Origin of the sequence: Streptomyces aurantiogriseus (assembly GCF_014649375.1) — a bacterium.
In the GTDB taxonomy this organism is placed as follows: Bacteria; Actinomycetota; Actinomycetes; order Streptomycetales; family Streptomycetaceae; genus Streptomyces; species Streptomyces aurantiogriseus.
In genome coordinates, this window is record NZ_BMSX01000090.1 from 1 (window position 1) to 517 (window position 517).

A 517-nucleotide genomic window follows, 5' to 3' on the forward strand; every position below is an offset into this window, starting at 1 on the left:
GCCTGTTGTGTGAGATATCCGCAGGGTGGTGGGCTGACGCCTGAACGGCAGGCGTTTCGCGAGCGGATCCGGCTGGAGGCCGCGGAGCGATTCGCTGCGGGTGCCTCCAACGCCGAGGTCGCCAAGGACTTACGGGTGAGTGTGCGCTCGGTGCAGCGCTGGCGCCGAGCCTGGCACGATGCCGGCACGGAGGGGCTGCGGTCTGCCGGGCCGGTGTCACGGCCCAAGCTGAGTGAGGCCCTGTTCACCGTGCTCGAGGAGGAGCTCGCCAAGGGGCCGGTCGCGCACGGCTGGCCGGACCAGACGTGGACGCTGGCGCGGATCAAGACGCTGATCGGGCGCCGGTTCCACAAGAGCATGACGCTGTCGGCGATCGCGCAGATGCTGCACCGCCACGGCTTCAGCCACCAGGTCCCGGCCCGCCGAGCGGTCGAGCGCGACGAGGAGGCCGTGGCGGGCTGGGTGAAGGAGACCTGGCCGCAGGTGGAAGGTCCGTGGCGGCGCTCGACGCCTGGCT

1 protein-coding gene is annotated in these 517 nt (G+C 71.2%); it reads left to right on the forward strand.

The genetic code is table 11. The annotated features are described in order from the left end of the window. Nucleotides 1–9: 9 nt before the first annotated feature. A partial coding sequence (locus IE263_RS48110) for a winged helix-turn-helix domain-containing protein (protein ID WP_189944467.1) occupies nucleotides 10–517 on the forward strand: 508 nt, incomplete at its 3' end.